22 protein-coding genes and 1 tRNA gene are annotated in these 21,620 nt (G+C 38.4%); 19 read left to right on the top strand and 4 right to left on the bottom strand.

All coding sequences use genetic code 11. The features are described 5' to 3' along the window. Positions 1 to 45 precede the first annotated feature (45 nt). From rppH to BM380_RS16790, 17 genes are all read left to right on the top strand, one after another. Entirely contained in the window at positions 46 to 564 is a 519-nt protein-coding gene (rppH, locus tag BM380_RS16870; RefSeq protein ID WP_013465620.1) for an RNA pyrophosphohydrolase, read from the top strand. A gap of 23 nt (positions 565 to 587) precedes the next feature. Then, positions 588 to 2,852 carry a phosphoenolpyruvate--protein phosphotransferase gene (gene ptsP / locus BM380_RS16865; protein WP_013465619.1) on the top strand — a complete coding sequence of 755 codons (2,265 nt, stop codon included), beginning with the start codon at positions 588 to 590 and terminating at the stop codon, positions 2,850 to 2,852. A 65-nt stretch (positions 2,853 to 2,917) separates the two neighbouring features. Further along, the gene (locus BM380_RS16860) at positions 2,918 to 3,727 is read left to right on the top strand and encodes a sulfite exporter TauE/SafE family protein (protein WP_090495311.1); all 810 of its coding nucleotides are present in this window, start codon (positions 2,918 to 2,920) and stop codon (positions 3,725 to 3,727) included. 12 nt (positions 3,728 to 3,739) lie between these two features. Further along, complete coding sequence (gene lgt, locus BM380_RS16855; protein WP_064663050.1) at positions 3,740 to 4,543, top strand: prolipoprotein diacylglyceryl transferase; 804 nt, start codon at positions 3,740 to 3,742, stop codon at positions 4,541 to 4,543. Positions 4,544 to 4,556: 13 nt separating this feature from the next. Further along, entirely contained in the window at positions 4,557 to 5,408 is an 852-nt protein-coding gene (locus BM380_RS16850) for a thymidylate synthase (RefSeq protein ID WP_090495309.1), read from the top strand. A 17-nt stretch (positions 5,409 to 5,425) separates the two neighbouring features. Beyond that, entirely contained in the window at positions 5,426 to 6,304 is an 879-nt protein-coding gene (galU, locus tag BM380_RS16845; protein ID WP_013465615.1) for a UTP--glucose-1-phosphate uridylyltransferase GalU, read from the top strand. A gap of 225 nt (positions 6,305 to 6,529) precedes the next feature. Continuing rightward, positions 6,530 to 7,432, top strand: coding sequence for an SPOR domain-containing protein (locus BM380_RS16840; protein ID WP_090495308.1), 903 nt, complete (start codon positions 6,530 to 6,532; stop codon positions 7,430 to 7,432). Positions 7,433 to 7,502: 70 nt separating this feature from the next. Continuing rightward, positions 7,503 to 8,099, top strand: coding sequence for an SPOR domain-containing protein (locus tag BM380_RS16835; protein WP_090495306.1), 597 nt, complete (start codon positions 7,503 to 7,505; stop codon positions 8,097 to 8,099). 136 nt (positions 8,100 to 8,235) lie between these two features. Continuing rightward, positions 8,236 to 8,829 carry a hypothetical protein gene (locus tag BM380_RS16830; RefSeq protein WP_090495305.1) on the top strand — a complete coding sequence of 198 codons (594 nt, stop codon included), beginning with the start codon at positions 8,236 to 8,238 and terminating at the stop codon, positions 8,827 to 8,829. Between the two features lie 39 nt (positions 8,830 to 8,868). After that, positions 8,869 to 9,318: a DUF4402 domain-containing protein gene (locus tag BM380_RS16825; protein WP_090495303.1), complete on the top strand. Its 450-nt coding sequence runs from the start codon at positions 8,869 to 8,871 to the stop codon at positions 9,316 to 9,318. Next, positions 9,275 to 10,162: a fimbrial biogenesis chaperone gene (locus BM380_RS16820; RefSeq protein WP_244186360.1), complete on the top strand. Its 888-nt coding sequence runs from the start codon at positions 9,275 to 9,277 to the stop codon at positions 10,160 to 10,162. The genes BM380_RS16825 and BM380_RS16820 overlap by 44 nt, the downstream gene beginning before the upstream one ends. A gap of 62 nt (positions 10,163 to 10,224) precedes the next feature. Continuing rightward, the gene (locus BM380_RS16815; RefSeq protein WP_090495300.1) at positions 10,225 to 13,236 is read left to right on the top strand and encodes a carboxypeptidase regulatory-like domain-containing protein; all 3,012 of its coding nucleotides are present in this window, start codon (positions 10,225 to 10,227) and stop codon (positions 13,234 to 13,236) included. A gap of 18 nt (positions 13,237 to 13,254) precedes the next feature. After that, positions 13,255 to 13,917 carry an SPOR domain-containing protein gene (locus tag BM380_RS16810; protein ID WP_090495298.1) on the top strand — a complete coding sequence of 221 codons (663 nt, stop codon included), beginning with the start codon at positions 13,255 to 13,257 and terminating at the stop codon, positions 13,915 to 13,917. 67 nt (positions 13,918 to 13,984) lie between these two features. After that, positions 13,985 to 14,578, top strand: a complete 594-nt coding sequence (locus BM380_RS16805) for a FlgO family outer membrane protein (RefSeq protein WP_090495297.1) — start codon at positions 13,985 to 13,987, stop codon at positions 14,576 to 14,578. Positions 14,579 to 14,590: 12 nt separating this feature from the next. Next, a complete protein-coding gene (locus BM380_RS16800) occupies positions 14,591 to 15,268 on the top strand; it encodes a FlgO family outer membrane protein (protein ID WP_090495295.1) in 678 nt (225 codons plus the stop codon). Between the two features lie 8 nt (positions 15,269 to 15,276). After that, complete coding sequence (locus BM380_RS16795; RefSeq protein ID WP_090495294.1) at positions 15,277 to 15,954, top strand: FlgO family outer membrane protein; 678 nt, start codon at positions 15,277 to 15,279, stop codon at positions 15,952 to 15,954. Positions 15,955 to 16,056: 102 nt separating this feature from the next. Beyond that, positions 16,057 to 16,131: transfer RNA gene (locus BM380_RS16790), tRNA-Arg, on the top strand. A 188-nt stretch (positions 16,132 to 16,319) separates the two neighbouring features. On the opposite strand, the gene BM380_RS18350 is transcribed toward BM380_RS16790, so the two are convergent. The 4 genes from BM380_RS18350 to BM380_RS16775 all read right to left on the bottom strand — a co-directional run bounded on the left by BM380_RS18350 (position 16,320) and on the right by BM380_RS16775 (position 18,960). After that, positions 16,320 to 16,481 (bottom strand): hypothetical protein, encoded by a 162-nt coding sequence (locus BM380_RS18350; RefSeq protein ID WP_175527474.1) that lies wholly within the window; start codon positions 16,479 to 16,481, stop codon positions 16,320 to 16,322. Then, positions 16,478 to 17,431 carry a hypothetical protein gene (locus tag BM380_RS16785; RefSeq protein WP_090495292.1) on the bottom strand — a complete coding sequence of 318 codons (954 nt, stop codon included), beginning with the start codon at positions 17,429 to 17,431 and terminating at the stop codon, positions 16,478 to 16,480. Before BM380_RS16785 ends, BM380_RS18350 begins: the two co-directional genes overlap by 4 nt. 289 nt (positions 17,432 to 17,720) lie before the next feature. After that, the gene (locus tag BM380_RS16780; protein ID WP_090495291.1) at positions 17,721 to 18,563 is read right to left on the bottom strand and encodes an SEC-C domain-containing protein; all 843 of its coding nucleotides are present in this window, start codon (positions 18,561 to 18,563) and stop codon (positions 17,721 to 17,723) included. A gap of 1 nt (position 18,564) precedes the next feature. Further along, complete coding sequence (locus BM380_RS16775) at positions 18,565 to 18,960, bottom strand: hypothetical protein (RefSeq protein WP_090495289.1); 396 nt, start codon at positions 18,958 to 18,960, stop codon at positions 18,565 to 18,567. Between the two features lie 736 nt (positions 18,961 to 19,696). Between BM380_RS16775 and BM380_RS16770 the strand changes: the two genes are divergently transcribed. Next, on the top strand, positions 19,697 to 20,488 hold the full coding sequence (locus BM380_RS16770; protein WP_064662646.1) for a type IV toxin-antitoxin system AbiEi family antitoxin: 792 nt from the start codon (positions 19,697 to 19,699) through the stop codon (positions 20,486 to 20,488). Continuing rightward, complete coding sequence (locus BM380_RS16765) at positions 20,481 to 21,425, top strand: nucleotidyl transferase AbiEii/AbiGii toxin family protein (protein ID WP_064662645.1); 945 nt, start codon at positions 20,481 to 20,483, stop codon at positions 21,423 to 21,425. The genes BM380_RS16770 and BM380_RS16765 overlap by 8 nt, the downstream gene beginning before the upstream one ends. Positions 21,426 to 21,620: the final 195 nt, after the last annotated feature.

Raw genomic sequence — 21,620 nt, 5'->3', positions numbered from 1 at the left:
ATGTGGAACAATCATAAAAAATCGACTTACAAATGAGGCACTAAGGTGATTGATGCCGAAGGTTTTCGTGCCAATGTCGGAATTGTAATTTGCAATAATCAGGGGCAAGTGTTTTGGGCCAGACGCTATGGTCAACATTCTTGGCAATTTCCCCAAGGCGGTGTTGATGATGGTGAAACACCAGAACAAACTATGTACCGTGAATTACACGAAGAAGTAGGTTTGCGACCAGAAGATGTAGAAATAGTTGCAAGCTCAAAACATTGGTTACGCTATAAATTACCCAAACGATTAATCCGCCGCGACTCAAGTCCGGTGTGTATTGGGCAAAAACAAAAATGGTTTTTACTGAAGTTACGCTGTAAAGATGAAGATGTAAATTTACTAAAAACGCACCATCCTGAATTTGATGATTGGCGGTGGGTGAGTTATTGGTATCCAGTAAGGCAGGTAGTATCGTTTAAACGGGATGTTTATCGACGTGTTATGAAAGAGTTTGCTCCTTTTGCTATGCCCTTCAATAAGCGAGAGCAACAAAAAGACAATTGGCGAAGCAAAAGGTAGTTTTACATAAAAAGGAGCAGTGTATGCTGGCAACACTCAGATCGATAGCTGAGTCTGTTTCGCAACAAGCGAATTTAGACGATGCGTTAGTGTGCTTTGTGAAAATGGTAAAAGATGCCATGAATACCCAGTGCTGCTCCATTTATTTTGCCGATTACAGTCAAGATAACTTTGTACTAATGGCCAGCGAAGGGTTAAACCCCGATGCGGTGGGTAAATTTAGAATTGGCTTTACTGAAGGACTTGTTGGGCTAGTTGCTCAGCGCGAAGAGGCGATTAACATTGCGTTTGCTAAATCGCATCCTCGCTTTAAACTCTCCCCAGAAGTGAACGAAGAAGGCTACAACGCTTTTTTGTCTGTGCCTGTTGTTCATCAAAAAAAGGTATTAGGCGTTATTGTTGTGCAACAGAAAATGGCTCGAGTATTTTCTCAAGATGAAGAGTCTTTTTTAATTACGCTCTCAGCGCAGTTAGCTTCACAGCTTGCGCATGCCGAAATAAAAGAAGTATTGCGCCAAGATGAGTCGTCTCATCAAACATCGGTTTTAAAAGGGGTGTCTAGTGCGCCAGGCATTAGTATTGGTAAAGCCTTTGTTGTTATTCCTAAACTTAATTTTAAGTCCATAGAGCTTACTAAAAATAGTGATGTGAATGAACAACGCCGTTTATTCACGCAAGCGGTTGCTGCAACGCGCAAAGAATTTAGCACTTTATCGATGACATTAAGCGATACCATACCGCAAGAGGCGTTGGCGGTGTTTGATGTGTATCAGCAATTATTGGATGCTAAAAGCTTAGGTCATAATGTAGAGGCACAATTACAAGAAGGTTGGTGTGCAAAAAGTGCATTAAAAATTGTGATTGAACGTTTAGTTGCACAGTTTAATGAAATGCAAGACCCTTATATTAAAGAGCGTGCGGTTGATGTTAAAGACATTGGCTTACGGGTGCTTCATCACTTAGTGAACACTGAGCATGCAATAAAAGACTACCCTGAAAACACAATCCTCATCGCTCACACATTAACTCCTGCGATGTTAGCCGAAGTGCCAAATGAGCGTTTAGCAGGTGTGGTAAGCATTAATGGTTCAGCTAATAGCCATGCCTCTATTTTAACGCGAGCAATGGGGGTGCCTGCAATTTGGGGTATTGAAGATTTACCGTTACTGCAGTTTGATAACAAAGAAATGATTTTAGATGCTTTTGCTGGGCGTTTATATATTTCGCCTTCGCAAATGCTTATTGATGAGTATACCGAGTTACAACATCAAGATAACTTACTCAACAATCGTTTTTTAGAAGAGCAATCACTGCCTGCAATTACCTTGGACGGGGAGCATATTAGTTTATTGCTCAACGCAGGGCTTGAACTTAATACGCAACAAAATAGTGCCCATATTTGTGATGGTGTTGGTCTTTACAGAACCGAAGCGTGGTTTATGCAAAAAGGGCAGTTTCCATCGCAACAAGAACAAGAAAAATGGTATCGCGAAGTACTCAGTAGCTATTATCCTAACCCCGTAGTTATGCGAACGTTAGATATTGGTGGCGACAAAGTTTTAGATTATTTTAATATTACCGAAGAAAACCCGTTTTTAGGATGGCGTGGTATTAGAATTAGCCTAGATCATCCTGAGCTTTTTTTAGATCAGCTCAAAGCCATGCTCAAAGCGAATATTGGCTTAGGTAATTTAAAAATAATGCTGCCTATGATCAGTGGCACTGATGAAGTTGAAGAGTCGCTGGCATTGTATAACCAAGCCTATTATGAGTTAAGCGAAACATTTCCTGAGCAATTAATAGAAAAGCCAGATATTGGCATTATGCTTGAGGTACCTTCAAGTGTATTTATGCTGCCAGAGTGGTCTAGAAAAGTCGATTTTTGCTCAGTGGGTAGTAACGATTTAACTCAGTATTTATTAGCGGTAGATAGAGCAAATGCCCGTGTGGCCGATTTATTCAATCCTTATCATCCAGCTGTGTTACGTGTATTAAATAATATTGCCAGCGAATGTGAGCACTATGAATTGCCCTTTAGTTTATGTGGTGAGCTTGGCGGCGATCCCGAGGGAGCAATATTACTCATTGCCATGGGCTATAGACGTTTAAGTATGAACTTATCGTCGTTAAATAAAGTGAAATGGGTGCTTAGGCGCTTAAATGTTAGTGACATGGAACAATTACTGAGCGAGTGTTTAGCACAGCCCAATGCTAAACAAGTGTTGCGTTTAACCCGTAATTTTATGATAGAGCATCAGCTAGGTAATTTATTTTATACACCTAAATGATAGAGCTGTTATTGTTTATATAATCAATTAAAATATACATATTCTTAAATGTATTAGAGATAACTATGTATGAACTAGGACTTCTAGTTGCAAGTTGTGCGTTATTAGGTTGCATTGTTGGTTTTTTAGCAGGACTTCTAGGCATAGGCGGTGGTTTAATCATTGTGCCGGTGCTAACGAGCTTGTTACTGGGTTTTAATGTGGCCGCTGCCGATCATGTATTAGTTATCGCTATTGCGACATCTTTAGCCTCTATTTTATTTACCTCGACTTCTTCAGCGTTAGCTCATCATAAAAATGATAATGTGCCTTGGAAAATTGCCCCTTGGGTAATGTCGGGTGTGGCCATTGGCGCCTTGATTAGCGGCTTTGCTGCCAGCTTTATACCTGAGAAAATGTTACGAACCGTGTTCGCAGTGAGTGTGGTTTTTATTGCTATGAGAATGGTGCTTTCTGCCCGTAATAAAGTGAGCGTAGGTCACCCGATGCCTGCAGGCCCCGTGCTAGGAAGTATTAGTGCGATAATGGGGGCACTATCTGGGTTGATTGGGATTGGCGGTGGCGCATTACTTGTGCCTATGTTGCACTATTTTTCGGTTGATATTAAAAAGGCAATTGGTTGCGCTGCTGCGTGTGGTATTGTAATTGCCTTTTTTGGCTCTATTGGTTATGTCAGCGCCGGTTGGCGAGTAACTGACTTAGCGCATGGTTTTATGGGATTTGTTTATTTACCTGCATTGTTAGGGATTGTTGTTACCTCATGGTTTATAGCGCCAATAGGCGCCAAAGCAACGCATTACTTACCTGTGAATACAATTAAGAAAGTTTTCGCGATGTTACTTGTTATCATCGCTATTAAAATGGTTTTTAGCTAAAGGTTTATTTTTATGGCACTGGAGTTTCCTCAAATTGATCCAATAATTTTTTCTATTGGGCCACTTAGCGTTCGTTGGTATGGATTAATGTACTTAATTGGTTTTGCGTTTGCGATGTGGTTTGCGAATCGCCAAGCTAGTAAGTCCGGTTCAGGTTGGACTAAAGACGAAGTCAGCGATTTACTCTTTTACGGCATGCTGGGCGTTATATTAGGTGGGCGTATTGGTTATGTTCTGTTTTATCAGTTTAGCTATTTTATCGAAAACCCCTTATATTTGTTTAGAATAGACCAAGGTGGCATGTCGTTTCATGGTGGAACACTTGGGGTGATCACTGCAATTGCTATTTTTGCTTACAAGCGTAAAAAATCGTTATTACAAGTCGGTGATTTTGTAGCACCTTTAGTGCCTGTTGGTTTACTGGCTGGGCGTATAGGTAACTTTATTAACGGCGAATTATGGGGGCGTACCACTGATGTTCCGTGGGCAATGGTGTTTCCAACTGGAGGCCCGCTTGCACGCCACCCTTCACAACTTTACGAAGCTTTTTTTGAAGGGCTTGTATTGTTTGTCATATTATTGTGGTTTATTAAGCGTCCACGTCCTGCGGGAAGTGTGTCGGGTTTGTTTTTACTGGGTTACGGCGTATTTAGATTTTGTATTGAATATTTTCGCCAACCAGATGCGCAATTGGGGCTATTTGCCGACTTTATCTCTATGGGGCAAATTCTATCGTTACCAATGATAATTGGCGGGTTAGGCTTACTTATTTGGGCCTATAAACAACCACAATCAAAAACAGCGGCAAAAGCTTAAAAGAAGAAGTTAGATGAAACAATATTTAGAATTATGTCAGCGCATTGTTGACCAAGGACAATGGGTTGAAAACAAGCGTACCGGTACACGTTGTTTAACGGTTATAAACGCTGATTTAGAATACGATGTGGCTAATAATCAGTTCCCAATGATCACCACGCGAAAAAGCTATTACAAAGCGGCTATTGCTGAATTATTAGGTTATTTAAGAGGTTATGACAGTGCTGAGCAGTTTCGTAGCATAGGCTGTAAAACCTGGGATGCTAATGCCAATGAAAATAGTGCCTGGCTTAATAATCCTAATCGTAAAGGTGAGGATGATATGGGGCGCGTTTATGGCGTGCAAGGACGAGGCTGGCAACGCCCTGATGGTTCAACACTGGATCAACTTGCAAAGGCCATCAATAATTTAAAAAATGGCATTGATGATCGCGGTGAAATTATTACCTTTTATAATCCAGGTGAGTTTGAGCTTGGCTGCTTGCGCCCATGTATGCATACGCATACCTTTTCATTACTAGGCGATACCCTGTATTTAACCTCGTACCAACGAAGTTGTGATGTACCGCTAGGGCTAAACTTTAATCAAATTCAATGTTTTGTTTTATTGGCACTGGTTGCACAAATTACTGGCCACAAAGCAGGTAAGGCATATCATAAAATCACCAATGCCCACATTTACGAAAATCAGCTAGATTTAATGCGAGATGTGCAATTAAAGCGCGAGCCATTTGCTTCTCCTCAATTAAAAATTAATCCAGAGATTAAGTCACTCGAAGATATAGAAACATGGGTAACACGTGATGATTTTGAGGTGGTTGGTTATCAATGCCACGAGGCTATTCAATACCCATTTTCAGTTTAAAAAATAAGGAGAGCATAATGAAAGCAGTGATCCCCGTAGCCGGCCTTGGAACACGTATGTTACCGGCAACTAAAGCAATTCCAAAAGAAATGCTGCCCGTTGTAGACCGTCCACTCATTCAATACGTTGTTAGCGAAGCGGTTGCCGCTGGTATTAAAGAGATAGTGCTAGTAACGCATTCGAGTAAAAACTCGATTGAAAACCATTTTGATACCAGCTTTGAACTAGAGGCAACGTTAGAGAAACGTGTAAAGCGGCAATTACTTGCCGAAATACAGTCTATTTGCCCTAAAGATGTGACCATTATTCATGTACGTCAAGGTGAAGCAAAAGGCCTAGGCCATGCTATTAACTGTGCCGCCCCTATTATTGGCAATGAACCTTTTGTGGTTATTTTACCCGACGTTATTATTGATGATGTAGAAAGTGACCTAACAAAAGACAACTTAGCTGAAATGATTACTCGCTTTGAGCAAACTAAACACAGTCAAATTATGGTTGAGCCAGTCCCTAAAGATGACGTAGATAAATTTGGTGTTGTGGATTTAGGTGATGTTGAGTTAAACCAAGGTGAAAGCTCACCCATTCAAAGCATGGTAGAAAAACCACCCGTTGACGAGGCACCTTCAAACCTTGCTGTGGTTGGTCGTTACGTGTTGAGTAAAAATATTTGGCCATTACTGGCTAAAACCCCTCAAGGTGCTGGTGATGAAATTCAGCTAACAGATGCAATAGCCATGCTTATGCAAGATGAAAAAGTAGATGCCTACGCAATGAAAGGCCGAAGCCATGATTGTGGCAGTAAAATTGGTTATTTAAAAGCAACCATTGAATTTGCTCTTCGTCGTGATGAATTCGCCGGTGAGCTTAAAACGTTTATTAAAACGTTAATTTAAATAAACTTATCATTATTAGAAGCGCCTATATGGCGCTTTTTTTGATTGTAAAATAGCTTTTTTAGTATTTTAAATTATCACTATTTTTGCAGTTATACAGACATATTTAACATTGTGTTGTAATCTTTATGTTAACTTAAGTTGTTTTGTTGTTAACGTGCTTTATTGATTCAATTGAAAATTGACTTAATTGAGCGGTCTAAACTATTGAAAGAGAAACAATCAATGTGTGAATACAGCAAAAAGTATCACCGATATCTATTAGTCGTATTACTGTTGTTATTAAGTACTGGTTGTACGATATCGCCTGATAAAACATCATTAAATGAACAAGTTAAAGATTCACCTGAATATGTAACTATCACTGCACTTGAGCTTGCTCAACTAAAAGATGCCGCCTTGCAATGGCAGCAAGCACGCTCTGGCATAGAGCGGCTATTAAAGTTAGAACGTGAGCTCACATATTTAGTTGATAACCTAGATATTATTAACAGTAAAGCAATAGCGCAATCTAATCAGGCTGTTAGCAATCGTTATGCTCGCTCAGTAATAAACACAAAGGCGTCGCCAAATCTTAGGTATGGTAATAATTACGCAAGCACCTCAGATAAAGTTGAACGACCAAGGCAAAGGTATAGTAATCGCTACGCAAAATCCTCTAAAGGGGACGCTCCATACAATCAGCGACACAGTAGTCGCTATGCTAGCGTGCCTACAAAAATGATTACAGCCCCTTCAAAAAGCTACAGTAAGCGCGCTGTTAGTTTGCCTGTGAAAGCAACGAACTCAATCGTGAAGAAAAAAGTATTCCCTCAAACATCGAAGCTAACAAAAGTGGCAATGGTTGATACCAACAAAAAAGTATTTGCATTGCAGGTTGCGTCACTCGATTCACAAGAGAGTGTTGCTAAAGAATGGAAGCAAATTAACAAAAAAGCAGCGCCTTTGTTTAAGGACAAAATCACGACAAATATTGAAAAAGCAAAGGTTAATAACAAAACCTATTATCGACTAAAATTAGGTGAGTATTTTAACTTTAAAAGTGCAGAGGATGATTGCGAAGTATTTAAATTTTATAAAGTTGACTGTTTTGTGAGTAACTACACTGACGGACCAATCAGGTTATAAAACAGTATTACTTGGCGCTTTTATTGCATAATAGCTTTAGATAGCTAGTCTTTTGTAATGGGTGCCTAAAGTGAAACTTCATTTAATAACATTATTAATACCATTTGCATTAGCTGGTTGCAGCAACCAGCTAATGCCCTCAGATTCACAAAGCGACAAGCTTGTGCGTGAAAAAGATATAAAACCTTACCTAGAGCAATGGGATAACAACAAAGAGCAAATAGCGCGCTTAAGCACCATGGAAGAAGACTTATCGTTATTGATTCAAGCGCTTTCTGCACAAACAGATATTGATACCGTACCAGAGCCGATGAAAGAGAAGGTAAAACGTGTTGAATATGGCTCTAAGCAACCTTTACAACCCTCATCAGAAAACGCTTTAGCTGATAATACTACCAGTACAAACGAAGGGATTTACGGTGTGCAAATTGGTCGCTATTTAATTTCTAATGGGGCCAAAAGGCAAGTGCAGCGACTAAAAGAGCAATACCCTCAATTAAACAGTATTTTGCAATACCGCATTAATGAGCAACAAAAAGAATCAACTACGTTTTATAGTGTTGTAGCCGGTCCGCTAAAAAATCAACAACAGGCGGCGCAGTTGTGTTTGTTTTTTTATAAGATGGGTAATAAATGTACCTTAGCGGCATTTTCAGAGGATGTTTAAGGTTTTTTTCGCTTATTTTTGCATCCTGTTATTATAAATCAAAATAAAGTAAATATTTTCTAACTTTTTAGTGATTTTGGCCGATACTTAAATTAACCTGAACAAAAGGTTAACAACTTATATCTAAGGGAAAACTATGAACAAAATATTTACTAAAGCAGCATTAGCTGCATCAGTATCGTTATTCGCTTTTAATGCAACTGCTTTAGAAAGTGCAGATGTCCAAGCAAGCGTAACTGTGCAAAATGCATTTACCTTTACCAATGATGCTGGTTTAAACTTTGGTACTATTCGCGCGACTGCAGATCCTGCTGGTACCACAACTGCTACAATCGTTATGCCTGCAAATCCTGGTGCAGATCCAGTGGCTACAGATGGAACTAACGCGTCAATTGCTGAATTAGTTCGTGGAGAACGAGCATTATTTTCTGTCTCAGGTGTTGCTCCTTTTGGAACTCTAACTCTTGACTCTTCAGGAATAACTGGCAATGTTAATGCGGTTACTGCGCCTCCAGGTACTCCTAAATTTACGATAGGTACACCTACCTTTTGGTTATTAACCGGTGGTGCGGGTACTGGTGCTTTATTCACGACTACTCTTCAAGTTGACGCAACCGGAGCAGCTACTTTTAACATGGGTGCTACGCTAACCACAGATGCCGCTGTAACTACAAGTGCTTATATTGATGGTGAGTACAGAGGTACATTTGCATTAACACTCGATTATTAATAGGTGTCTACCTGCCTTATTAAATAGGCAGGTATTTTTATGAATAAACATATATTATTTGCATGTATTTTTTATTGCGCTAATAGTTTGGCTCAAGTAACCGTTCTTGAGCCTCTTAATTTTGGGACTATAGTCATTCCTGACAATACAAGCATCAGGTCAATAACACTCCTCCCTAACGGTGGAAGTACCAGCAACAGTATTTATTTAATGCAAAGTGGTCATCCTGCAGAGTTATTACTTGAAGGTTTAGGTGCTGGCGTTCAAATAAGCTTTAGCGATGCGGGTGTGTTTACTGCGTTGTCTCGTGTAAATGGCGGCAATGCATTTACGCTATCAAATATTAGCTATTCCAATACTGTTGTTACTACAAACGCCTATGGTATGGCGACTGTAAAAATAGGTGGTCAGTTAAACACGAGTGGAAATGGCCAACCTTATTTAGATGATAGATACAGTACAACAATTGAAATTACTATTGCTTACTAAGAGAATTACAACAATGAATTTATGGAAATCTTTTATTTTCAGTGTGTGTTTTACTTCATTATTTTATAGCTTTTATACACACGCTAACTTACTTATATCACCTACACGAATTGCATTCGATGAACGTCAACGAGTTGCTCAGGTCGTTGTTATTAACAATAGTAAAGAATATAAAACTTATCGTCTTGCCTGGGAAGAAAAAATAGCTAAACCTGCAGGTGGATATACAAGGTTAGAAGAGGGTATAGCTCACCCAACTGCACTGAGCAATATGGTGCGTATGAGCCCATCGCAAGTGCGCTTAGCACCAGGAGAAAGGCAAATAGTAAAATTAGTGCTAAGAAGGCCACAAAACTTAGCAGAGCAGGAGTATCGCTCTCACTTATTGTTTCAAGCCCTACCAAATGAAAACAAAAAAGCCACACAGGCAATAGGCATTAAAATTGATCTTATTTTGAGTTATTCGATTCCTGTTCTTTTACGCCAAGGGTCAAAATTACCGGAGGTTGACATAAAAAGCATTGCACTAAGTAATGACCAAGGAAAAAAATCATTACATGTTTCAATGCAAAGAAAAGGTGAGTACAGTACCTTCGGTAATATAGAAGCTTTTTACAAAGCAAACAACAGCGATAAAGAAGTAAAAGTGGCGATGGTTGGCAGCTTAAGTATTTATCCTGAGGTTTTGCAGCCAGAACTCACGCTCAATTTTTTTGAAAACAACGCAATTACAGGGCCGGGTAAATTACGAATAGTTTATACAGGGCTAAAAGAATACCGCAATACAATATTTGCAGAAAAAACAGTGTCTATTAATACAAACTCAGTAGGATTACTAAACTGACCTTACTTACTCGCTCCGTTTTTTACGCAAGCCTAATACCTTTATGGGTATTGGGCTTTAGTGTGTTTGCTGCGCAGCAAAATAATGAGGCTGTTTACAACACGCTTTTTAATATTGAAAAAAAATGGCAAAGCTTAAGAGAAAAGCAAGGTAATGCGGACAATTCTGATACAACTAAAGATATTTCATCGGACAAAATTGTTGTAATTGATGCTGTTAACGATACCAGTGGTTCGTTAAGTAATACATCATCAGCAACAACAGACCAAAACCTCATAGGCATTCCTGTTGGTGAGCTACTGTTTTTTTCAACTTACTTGGATAAATATTACTTAGGCGAGATAATTGCGATTAAAAATGAAAATGGTGCATGGATTGAACTAAGTAGTTTATTTGAGTTACTTAATTTTGCTGTTAATGTTGAACGCGATTCGTTAATGGCACAAGGGTGGTATATTTCGCCGAATAATATTTTTAATTTAAATATTAATAATAAAACGGTGCAGTTAAGCACAGAAAAACAGCGCCTTAATGAATCCGATTACTATATAGATGCCGGTGATATATTTATAGATATAGAAGTGTTAAACCGCTGGTTTGGATTAGGAATGGTTGCTAATTATAGCTCCTTAAAATTAGGTTTATCACCAACTGTAACCCTCCCCATAGAAAAAAAACTACAGCGGCAACAGCGTACCTTATACACAAGTTCACCCGATAAAACGCCCACGCTACCGTGGAAACCAAGTCCTTATCAAGCAATGTCGTCACCTGTGGCTGATGTACAACTAAGCTACACAGCAACAAATAATGACAACACATTAAACTATGCCATATTAGGTTCGCAAGATTTGGCCTACTTTAACAGCGAATACTATTTAGCGGGTAGCAATGGCGATTTATTAAAAGATTCACGGCTTTCATTTAACCGGGAAAACGCTGAAGGTAATTTACTTGGCCCACTCAACGCGACAAGTATTGAGTTTGGTGATGTACTTGCAACACAAATTGGCACTCGCTTTAAAAGCAATTATGCGCGCGGCGTTAAAGTAAATAATATACCGCTTTACAAAGAAATAAACAGCAATCAAATAACTTTAACGGGAGCAGTGCAAGCCGGTTGGGATGTAGAGTTATATCGAAATAATATTCTGATCGATCAGCAGCTTAGCTTACCTGATGGGCGCTACCTATTTGAAAATGTTGACTTATTATTTGGTACTAACACTTTTGAGCTCATATTTTATGGCCCACAAGGAGAGGTGGAGCGTAAAGTTGAAGAATACCTCATTGATGGTAATAGCTTAGAAAGGGGAGATGGTTTTTATGAACTATCACTTACTCAGCAAGGAGAGCAGTTATTAAATTCTGGCAATACCATAGCAGGTGAAGAAGGTTGGCTTTTATCAGGGCGCTACGAAAAAGGCATAACTGATTACTTCTCTGTTTATACGGGAGTTTCTGCACTAAAAAGTGATGATGCAGAAAACCTAACTAACTATGCATTTGGCTCTAACTTAAGTGTACTCAACAAAGTGCTCATTAATTTAGATTATGAACAAAATACCCTTGAAGAAAAAGAATTAAAGCTTTCTACGCGCTCTGAAATTTTAGGACAGTCAGTAAGGTTCAGCCTCCGCAAAGCCTCTGAACTACAAGGCCAAGTTCAGCAAAATAATAATGTATTTAATGACACAGAAAATTACGAATTGTTTTTTTCAGGTAACTTAATGGAAAATAGTTATGGTCGATTAAGTTATCAAAACACCGCGACTTACATCAATAGCGATGTTAGAGATAGCATAGTGAGGTTTGGTAATATTTTAAATTATACCGCTGGCGGATATGCATTTAATAATAATCTACAATGGAGCGACAACAATCTTTTTTCTGGCACTAGTCGTTTACAAAAACGCTTTGGGCGTTTGGGAACGCGTTTTAACATCAACTATTCTTTAGAGCCGACTAGCGAAATTACCAGCTATGAAACCGAGTTTAGCCGCTCACTTACATCAAATTTACAAGCAGAGCTAAAGCTTACGCATGCATTACAAACTGAGATTAAGTTTGCTGAGCTAGGACTAAACTGGCAAACAGATTTATTTAGTTTAAATAGCAAGGTTAATTACGACACTAATGACAATTGGCGCATTGGCTTATTTGGACGCTTTAGCTTAGGGTTTAACAGTAAAAATAATGACTACTTTATAAACAGGCGCAGCTTAGTGCAGTCGGGTTCGCTAATAGTGCATGTTTACCTTGATGAAAATAATAATGGTATTTATGACGATGGTGAGCAAAATTTAGAAGGCGTAAAAGTTAAAGGACTACAAAACTATCGAAGAGCTGTTACTGATAAAAACGGCATGGCTTTATTATCGGGTATGTCGGCTAACTTAACCACCGACATAGTGATTGAGCCTGGCAGTATTAGCGATCCTTTTTTAGTTGCCGCCAACGATGGCTTTTCAATTACACCGCGTGCCGGTTTTGTTGAATATATGGAAATACCGCTTAATCACAGTAGTGAATTAGAGGGAACTGTTTACAAACGAGATGAGCAAGGCAGTAGTGAAGTGCAGCCTTTTGCTACCGTTAAATTACTCGATAAACAAGGTAAGGAAGTGGCGCAAACTCAAGCTGCCTATGATGGCTATTATTTGTTTACCGATTTACGCCCTGGCGAATATAAAGCGGTTATAGATGATGAGTTTAAGCAACGTAAGTCCTTAAAAGATACGCAACAAGTAATGGTGAATTTACCAGCGCAAGGTGAAGTAGTAATGGGCGTTGACTTTGAACTGAAAGAAAAAACACAAACGCCAGCGTATATTGCTAATGCGGGTGGGTTTTCATCATTGCCGATTATGAAAGCGTATTATCAATTAATTAAGCGCCATCTAAATGAGCAATCAAAGCGTGATGCTTTTTATATTAAAGACGATAAACAAAAACGGTATATTTTAGCCGTCGCTTATGCCGAGTCTGCCCAAGGAGAGCTTGAACAAGTATGCGCAGAATTAAAAGTGAAGGGCTTGAACTGCCAAGTCCAAGCGCAACTTATTAGCCACTAATAACAATAAGGTTTAACCATGCAACATGCTAATTTATATAAACGCTACTCAATACTAAATGCCTGTATTGCTGTTCTTTTTATATCTGGATGCAGTAGTCCCAAAACAGCAGTAGAGTCGCCTCAGCCTAAACAAGCCAGTGCAAGCCTTTCTGACGAGGAGTTAGCGCAGCTAAAAGCCTCGTCTCAGCAGTGGCAAGCAGCCAAAGCGGGGGTTGAGCGTCTATTAGTGATTGAACAAGACTTAAAGCTATTAATAAGCCAATTAAATGCGGTGGCAAATCAAGACACCGCATCAACAAATACGCCTGTAGTACCAACAGCTAAAGCTTCAGCTGAAACGTTATCACCAAAAGTAGCACAAAAAGCTCAAGTGGCAACGAATGCAGCAGCTGATGAAAAACAAGCCGTTAAAGCGCTGTTTGCCCTCCAAGTTGCAGCCGTTACCGACAAAGACCGACTTAGCCAAAGTTTAAATGAAATAAAAGCCAGCGCATCTTCATTATTTCAGGGTGAATTTGTGGCGAATGTAGAAACTATTAATGTAAGTGGGGTTACTTACTACCGTTTAAAGCTTGGGGCTTATCAGGAACAAGCGAATGCGGCTGCTGATTGCGATAAACTTAAACAGCGCCAAATCAACTGCATTGTGAGTCATTACATCCAGCAGCCTTTAAAATAAATATGTGACAAGGGTATTCGGCATAATAATTGCTTTGTTGTTATTATGTTTTTAGAGGATGGCAACTATGCGCCTTTTGTTACCCTTACTATTATTAAATTTAGCGGGCTGTAGTTTAACACCTCAGCCAAAGCCGAGTATAAGCACTGATGCGCCTAAAGCGGTTATGGCACCTTATACGGTGAACCAGTACGTAAGTAGCTTAAGTGCCCAGCTTAGCCATATTAAAGAGCCTTTTAAAAGCACCGCTTCAATTGCGGTCAGTAGCTTTTATTTAGCAGATGCCCTAGATTCACAAATTGCTCAAGGGCAAGGGGCAGGGCTTAGCCAGCAAATTCAGGAAAGCTTAATAACCCAATTTACCCAATTAGGTTATAACACGGTTGAATATCGGCTTGAAAACCAACTTAACTTATCAGCGAATGCAGACTCAGTACTAAGTCGCAATACTGGCAACTTAAAGCAGCGTCAGATTATTGACTTTGTCATCACCGGTACTTTATCCCGCCAAGAGCATGCTTATATTGTTAATGCACGAATGGTAAATATGCAAACCAACCAAGTTGTATCTGCCGGCAGTACTGAAATTCCCATCAATGTGATGTGGAGCAATGAAAAAATACAGCAGCGCGGTGATTTCATTTACCGCAGTGAATATTAATTAGGAGCACACATGAAACGCCTACTATTAACTTTATGTTTGCCACTAGGCTTTGGTTGTTCACAAATGACAAACCATAGTGACACACAAATCACCGACGATGCGCCTATGTTTTTTGAGCAACGCCCTGTAGCCGCACCTACACAAAGCGACTCGCTGTATCAAAATAAAACAGCAGTGATGAATAAAAACAAACAAGTTAACACGCCAACACGCAAAAATATTAATCACTATGTGCGTGGGATCATGCAAGACATGGCTGAAAATTTACAGTACGTAAATACTAAAACGCCATTGGCGGTATCGAGCTTTGTTTTTTTAGATCGTGACTACAACAATGCCAACTTAGTGGGCAATCAAATAGCCGAGAGCTTTATGCATGAGCTGCATAATTTTGGTGTGCCGGTAATCGATTTTAAAACCACCGATTATATGCGCGTAACACCGGGTGGCGATTTTGTGTTTAGCCGCGACTACTTAGAGCTTAATCAAGAACAGAACTTTAGTTACGTATTAGCCGGCACGCTAGTAAACCACCAAGGCGGCATACTAGTAAACGCACGTATTGTTGGTTTAGCGAGCAAAGCCGTTGTAGGCTCTGCACAGGGCTTTATTCCGCAATCAGTGATAGACGCGTTAAATAGCAGTAACAGTGCTGATGGCGTTATGCTAAAACAAGCGAGTAAGTGAGGTTTATCATGGCTAACTTAGCTAAGCGCTCAGCTTTAATTAGCATAAGTGCATTATCATTATTACTTTCAGGCTGTAATTTAATGGGCGAGTCGACCGCGACCGAGCCCGCCAAATCTGAGCCAGAGCAAACAGTGGTAAGTGATCTTGATTTTAACCAAATCATGGCGCAAATGCAGCGCAATGACGAGCAAGAGCAATATGCTGATACAACGCAATTTAACCCAAACAAGCACCACAAAAGCTTAGTTAATTACGTTGAGCAAATGGCACTTGATTTAACCGACACCATGCAAGTAGCCCCGCAAGATGCAGCGATTGCGGTGACTTCGTTCGTTGATTTAGACGCAAGTTTAACTACAGCAAGCCAGTTAGGTAATCAGTTATCAGAAACCTTTATACATCAGCTACAAAAGTTTGGTTATAGCGCCGTTGATTTTAAAACAGCCAATTTAATTACCGTAAATAAGCAAGGCGACTTTGCCTTTACACGAAACACTCGCAAACTTGCTGGTACCAGTATAGCCAGCCATGTATTGTCAGGCACCCTTATTTATAGAGAGGACGGCGTAGAAATAAACGCACGCGTTATTGATATTCAAAGCAAACGCTTAGCAGCCAGCAGCCGAACATTTATACCGCTTTACGTATTAAATAAAGAAGATATATATTTATCAAGCAATTAACTTAATTTGATGCTTGATATAAAAAACCAGATGCCGTTATAATTTTTGTAAGCTGTAAGCTGTAAGCTGTAAGCTGTAAGCTGTAAGCTGTAAGCTCGATGTGGCCTCTTAGTTAAATGGATATAACGGCCCCCTCCTAAGGGGCAGTTACAGGTTCGATTCCTGTAGGGGCTACCAATAAAATCAATGAGTTACGGTTGTTTTGGCTTTTTTATACTTCCTGTGTAGCACATATGTAGCATCTTGTAATATCACCAGGCTAGCTTGTCTAAATTTTGGGTGCAATTAACGTTAAGCTTAGAGTAAGAACGTTCATAGCTACAATTTTATTTAATTCTATCTTTACTTTGCTATTTGTTAATAATTTACTTCCCTGATTTATTTGGAACAATTTTTTTTGCTGTTTTTTCAACTTCTTGTTTAAACTTTTCTGTATTAAGCTTTTTGGCAGCATCATTTGAAGATTCATCCAAAACGAATTTAATTTTTATATTCACTTTTTCTTGTGTATTTTTCCCTTGGTTCATGCGGCTTTTTCCTTCATAAGTAACAAGCTATGTTCCATTGCTATACGAACGGCGAAGTGATTTATTATCCATGAGTATAATTCTTTATATTTATCTTTTAGGCTATCTTCACGATTTGCAGCAATAGTAATAACGTATTCAACCTCACCAGTAGCTGGATGAATTATGGGATAAGATAATTGCGAGCCATTTTCATTATCTTGTATGTTCCCCTTCATGAACCTTCGGTCACTTTTGGCCTTTTTTTCTAATTCTTTCTGAATATTCTCAATTACAACTATTGATTTTGATTTTATTGCATGACTTACTGTACTTGATGGCGCTGATAATTTATTTGCAGGTGTTCGTGGTGGAAGTGAAGCAGGGTCAAATGAAAACCATTCATCAGGTTTTTTGTTAATCACACGAATTAGACCAACTCTGAAAGTCGCTTGTTGTTCATCCATGTATTCGAAAACACTCCTTAAACCAGCAATCAACAAAGGGATTTGTTGATCTGGTCTAGTTATTTGATTAAATGTAGTCTTAGAACAAGCATTAGTCATATTAATTATTTTTTTTGCTTCATTTCCCATTCTTTTTGTTTTGTCACCAACTACGATATCTATAGCTTTTATCAGAGCAATTAAATCATCGGCTTCTAACTCTTTCTCAGGCATAGAGTAGTTTTTAATTGCAGCAAATATTGCTTTTAATATAACAACATAAAGATATGCACCAATTATTATTACGAGTGCAGAATTATTTAAAAAAGTACCAACAAATTGCCCAAATAAATCTATAATATCTTGCTGTATTCCTTTCCTTGTAACAGAAAATGTCAGTAGTATCGGGGGGAATAAGAAAAATATTGGTCTAAAAATATACTTAACAAACCAGCTTTCAGCTATCTCTACAAACTTGCGACACGATTTCTTCCCTCGACTGCCCTCAATGACAGGTTTTATCATTAACTACTTCCTTATTTTAAAATATGTAAATAATTTGTTTTGTATTTTTGACAGCTTATACCATTAGCTTATATTAATCCCGAGTTTAACTTCGAAGTGCTACACACTCTAATATAAAGCGGTCATTGCTAATTCTTTAAAGGTAATGCGAGAGAGATTTATGAGCTAAAAATTATCACTAAGATGAAATTGTATTACTAGTTGAAATAATAGTTCCATGTTTTTTGAACTATATTGATATCGGTGATTTAATCATTACCGAATTTCAGCCAAATGACCTAGTCTCTTTTTAGATAATCAATTGACTATGAATGAATTCAAAATGCTTATGCTCTATCGTTTTTTTAGAGATACAGCACTTTTTAAATTTAATATTACTACCACAAAAACACAATGTATTGCGTGGCAAATCTATATAATCTGGGTTGTTTTTTTTATAACTTATGGTTTCAATATTCTTAAACCCAAATGGGAGCAACTTACCTTTATCAATGTATTTAGACATATTCTTTTGGACTCTAAACAGTTCAGAATTGTCCTCTATAGGTATGGCACAACGTTTATCCAACGGGTTCTCTACTAATGCTAAATGATCAAAATGTAATATTTTATTCGCAATCCCGTATGCAATATCTCCATTGTATAGCTCACCTTTTAAGTGAAGACATTCAAATGAATCTATATCTAATCCGCAAACACTGCAGTTATAATGGTCGACAACTATTCCTACACTCGAAAATAGTCGGTAAGGATAAGACGATTCCAAAGCAATGAATTGTTCTTCAAGGAAGCTAACTGTTAAATTATTTTCTTTATGGAACTTTTTAATAGATCTCAAGTAGTCCAAAATATCCTGTAAAACCAACCAAGAATCAGAAAATTTTTGTTCTGTTATAGCTAACCAATATTTGGCAACATATAAAAGTAATTTAATAAATTGCTCGGAAATGAAAATATCATTTTTCACTTTTTCTACTTTAGAATTGGCTTTAAGGTAGCTTAGTTTGCTTAAAAAGGCATTAGCTTGCTCTATCGCCTCACTAAAGTCGCATTCATTAATAAATGTTAATATTTTAATTGAGATACATTCACTATCAGGATAGTGAAATGAGTTTGTTTTAAGAAAATACAAATTACTCGTCCATAAACTTGTTTATATCGAAATTTTCAACACTTTTACTTAAGGCTGATTCACTGCCTTTAAATGAAAACCTTTTTGTAATTCCTTTATTCTTATCTTCGTAATCTACTTGAATATTAATTTCATTTTTCTCACCTTTTAATGAACCTGCAAATCTGTATTTTGCGTACTCTAGAACAAGGGCTAAATAATTTGGAATATTTTGAGCATAAGCTAAGTTAACTATCGGCATAATTAAAGAGTAATCATGCAATTCAACTTTATTTTTGTCTGTAGGTAGCTCAATATCAATTTCAGGGTGCTGAAGCTTCACCCATTTAGCAAATGAGCCAGTTTCAGATGCTATTGAATTATCATAAAAAGAATCTTCCATAAATACGATTTTCATTACAACTCCTGTTTTTTCATCTAGTTTTAGGGTCTATTTAAGTGGCGAGAATGGTTGTCTATCAGCTTATTGAAGATTACTTCTGAGGTGAAAGTATAACAACCTAAAACAGCGTATATTGCATAGTAAGATAGCTCAATAAAAAATATAGCAATATTTATGACTATGAGGCTGAACATTACCTTATATTAACGCCTATTTATAATTGCCTACAAAAGTGAGGATGATTATTATTTTATTCAGTACAGTTATTTACAAAACTCCAAGTAAGAGCCTTTTTGCCATTCTGGCAAATGGTAAGTTATAGGTAATTTTTGGCTTTGTACTGGTGTTTGATATGACCTAAAGCTCAGTTAAGCGCTTTAGCTATTTGAAATATTGTATTTAACTGCAATTTTATTTAAGAGTGATAGCTTTAGCTTTTATTGGATAATGAGGAGCTTTACCTAATACGTTCTAGCTTTAGGTTATGCCTTTTCTACTTTCCATGAATAATGCCTTGTGCGAATACACTGTAAAAAACGGCTTTAACAGCGAACCACAAGCCTTTTATTTTTAGTATGAGCTCACCATCGTAATAGCTTTGTGAACATTTAGCCCTGCCTCTAAGAGGAGTAACCTTCCTCCTTATTTAAGTTTATACAGTTGTTTTTTTTAACACTAAAAGTGTTATAATTCCAAATATTATAAACCAAGAGTTTGCTAAAATAGTAATATTCATACTTTAGGTATAAAAATGTCATCTAAAATAAACTGGTTGGTTGCTCATACATATCCAGGAGCCCTTGTTCTACAGCAATGGCTGACTGAGAACGGAATTAGTTACTCCTTAGCTCAAAAATATGCGCAGAGTGGTTGGCTGAGAAAATTATCTTCAGGCGTTTATTATCGCCCAAGCGCAAATGATGATGTTAAGCCTGATTGGGGAGGAGTTTTACAAGCAATGAACATACAGTTAAACCATCCTGTTCATCTGGCAGGGTTAAGCAGCTTGACTCATCAAGGTCTGGGCCACTATTTACAGCTAAGCAAAGAACAAGTTTGGATTGGGGTGAAGAACAAACAATCATTACCTAAGTGGTTTCGTGAATTTCCCAATCAAAATTGGTTTTATAGTGGTAACCATAAGCTTGAAGTTGTCCCTGAAAAAGACCTAAAAATGATTACGGTTAAAGGAAAAGAGCTAAAAGCGAGTTGTCCTGAGCTTGCAGCTTACGAAGTTGTTGATGCAATCGGGAAGCAAATTTCGTTTGAGCATGCAGCAGAGCTTTTTCAAGGGCTTGTAAATCTGAGTCCTAGAAAAGTGCAATCTCTTCTTGAACGTAGTAGCTCGGTTCAAACCAATAGAGTGTTTTTGTTTTTGAGTCATTATCATGGCCATCAATGGATTCAGCGCATTGATGAAATAAAGATTGCATTAGGTTCAGGAAAGCGTCAGGTGGTAGAGCAAGGGCGATTTGATGAGCGTTATCAAATCACTGTGCCAGAAATATTAAGTGTAAAACAACAAGAGCCAAACAATGGATAGAGAGAGCCCTTACTACAAGCAAGTTTCATTGCTGATCAGAATGTTACCAGTAGTTGCGACAGAGCCTTCATTTGCACTTAAAGGCGGTACAGCTATCAATTTATTTGTAAGAGACTTTCCACGCCTGTCCGTGGACATTGACCTTGCTTATCTTCCTCTGGAGCCTAGAGATGAAGCGCTAGCAAATGTAAAAGCTGCGCTGCAACGCATTACCGATTTAATTAATACTCAACCAGATACGAGTGCTGTGTTACAGGATCAAAAAGTAGATGAGCTGCGTATAGTTGTTACCAGTTCTAACGCAACAATTAAAATCGAGGTCTCTCCGGTCGCAAGAGGTACGTTGCATAAGCCGGATAGCTTACCTGTGCAAGAATCAGTCGAAGAAGAGTTTGGTTATGCCGAGGTTCCAGTCGTTAGTCTGCCCGATCTCTATGGGGGGAAACTATGTGCAGCAATGGATCGCCAGCACCCTCGAGATCTGTTTGATGTTCGTATGCTACTTGCGGAGGAAGGTATTTCTCGAGATATATTTGTTGGATTTATTACTTATGTACTAAGCCACCCAAGACCTATCAATGAGGTTATGGCTCCTAACTGGCAACCTCTTGATGTGAAGTTTCGAGCTGAGTTTGATGGCATGACCTTTAAACCCGTTGAGTTAAAAGACTTAACTTCTATAAGGCCTGCAATGGTAGCTGCATTACAAGCTCATTTCACAGAAAGAGATCACTCATTTTTGTTGTCATTCAAACAAGGGGATCCTGATTGGACAAAGTTTGACTATCCTGATGCAGCAGAACTGCCAGCTATACGCTGGAAACTACAAAACATAGCTAAGTTAGCTAAGAATCAAGAGAAACATACAGAGCAATTAGCTAAATTAGAGACTGTACTTGATAAATGGCTTAAACAAAGTAATGAAGTAAAGTGGTGAAGAAAAAAAGGATTATCAAATCAGGGCTTCAGACATTAAAATTTTTAATTGTTCGCTTTTGCTCAAAGTAACCTACCATTAAATTCTGCATAATAAAAAAGCGAGCTATCAATTAGCCCGCTTTATAAAATACTTTGCCGAACCCCGAACCCCGAACCCCGAACCCCGAACCCCGAACCCCGAACCCCGAACCCC

It is taken from the genome of Pseudoalteromonas sp. DSM 26666 (genome assembly GCF_900116475.1).
Lineage (GTDB): Bacteria > Pseudomonadota > Gammaproteobacteria > Enterobacterales > Alteromonadaceae > Pseudoalteromonas > Pseudoalteromonas tetraodonis.
Note: the sequence above shows the minus strand (reverse complement) of the source record. Positions and strands in the feature narration are given on the sequence as shown.

Bases quoted from the DNA above. Each gene is read 5' to 3' on its own strand.
- ptsP (WP_013465619.1), top strand. From the start codon at position 588: ATGCTGGCAACACTCAGATCGATAGCTGAGTCTGTTTCGCAACAAGCG.
- BM380_RS16860 (WP_090495311.1), top strand. From the start codon at position 2,918: ATGTATGAACTAGGACTTCTAGTTGCAAGTTGTGCGTTATTAGGTTGC.
- lgt (WP_064663050.1), top strand. From the start codon at position 3,740: ATGGCACTGGAGTTTCCTCAAATTGATCCAATAATTTTTTCTATTGGG.
- BM380_RS16850 (WP_090495309.1), top strand. From the start codon at position 4,557: ATGAAACAATATTTAGAATTATGTCAGCGCATTGTTGACCAAGGACAA.
- galU (WP_013465615.1), top strand. From the start codon at position 5,426: ATGAAAGCAGTGATCCCCGTAGCCGGCCTTGGAACACGTATGTTACCG.
- BM380_RS16840 (WP_090495308.1), top strand. From the start codon at position 6,530: ATGTGTGAATACAGCAAAAAGTATCACCGATATCTATTAGTCGTATTA.
- BM380_RS16830 (WP_090495305.1), top strand. From the start codon at position 8,236: ATGAACAAAATATTTACTAAAGCAGCATTAGCTGCATCAGTATCGTTA.
- BM380_RS16825 (WP_090495303.1), top strand. From the start codon at position 8,869: ATGAATAAACATATATTATTTGCATGTATTTTTTATTGCGCTAATAGT.
- BM380_RS16820 (WP_244186360.1), top strand. From the start codon at position 9,275: ATGATAGATACAGTACAACAATTGAAATTACTATTGCTTACTAAGAGA.
- BM380_RS16810 (WP_090495298.1), top strand. From the start codon at position 13,255: ATGCAACATGCTAATTTATATAAACGCTACTCAATACTAAATGCCTGT.
- BM380_RS16805 (WP_090495297.1), top strand. From the start codon at position 13,985: ATGCGCCTTTTGTTACCCTTACTATTATTAAATTTAGCGGGCTGTAGT.
- BM380_RS16800 (WP_090495295.1), top strand. From the start codon at position 14,591: ATGAAACGCCTACTATTAACTTTATGTTTGCCACTAGGCTTTGGTTGT.
- BM380_RS16795 (WP_090495294.1), top strand. From the start codon at position 15,277: ATGGCTAACTTAGCTAAGCGCTCAGCTTTAATTAGCATAAGTGCATTA.
- BM380_RS18350 (WP_175527474.1), bottom strand. From the start codon at position 16,481: ATGAACCAAGGGAAAAATACACAAGAAAAAGTGAATATAAAAATTAAA.
- BM380_RS16785 (WP_090495292.1), bottom strand. From the start codon at position 17,431: ATGATAAAACCTGTCATTGAGGGCAGTCGAGGGAAGAAATCGTGTCGC.
- BM380_RS16775 (WP_090495289.1), bottom strand. From the start codon at position 18,960: ATGAAAATCGTATTTATGGAAGATTCTTTTTATGATAATTCAATAGCA.
- BM380_RS16770 (WP_064662646.1), top strand. From the start codon at position 19,697: ATGTCATCTAAAATAAACTGGTTGGTTGCTCATACATATCCAGGAGCC.
- BM380_RS16765 (WP_064662645.1), top strand. From the start codon at position 20,481: ATGGATAGAGAGAGCCCTTACTACAAGCAAGTTTCATTGCTGATCAGA.